The sequence below is a fragment of the Lysinibacillus sp. RU7 genome (assembly GCF_057837305.1).
In genome coordinates this window covers 1-277 of the sequence record NZ_JBYQFK010000113.1, presented here as the reverse complement: position 1 = coordinate 277, position 277 = coordinate 1, and the positions used below count along the sequence as shown (strand labels likewise).

The 277-nt window shown below is 65.3% G+C and carries 1 protein-coding gene; it reads left to right on the top strand.

The genetic code is table 11. The features are described from left to right. Window positions 1-277, top strand: a 277-nt coding sequence (locus AC3II9_RS21750) for a helicase-related protein (RefSeq protein ID WP_489158768.1), incomplete at both ends; no start/stop codon positions are given.

Below are 277 nucleotides of genomic sequence, written 5' to 3'. Positions count from 1 at the left end.
CGTCTATGACGTGCTGATCGGCATCAACCTGCTGCGCGAGGGGTTGGACATTCCCGAGTGCGGGCTGGTCGCGATCCTCGACGCCGACAAGGAGGGGTTCCTGCGCTCGGAGACGTCGCTGATCCAGACGATCTGGCGCGCGGCGCGCAACGTCGATGGCCGCGTGATCCTCTACGCCGACCGGATCACCGGGTCGATGGAACGGGCGATGTCGGAGACGTCACGGCGTCGCGAGAAGCAGATGGCCTATAACACCGAGCATGGCATCACGCCCCAG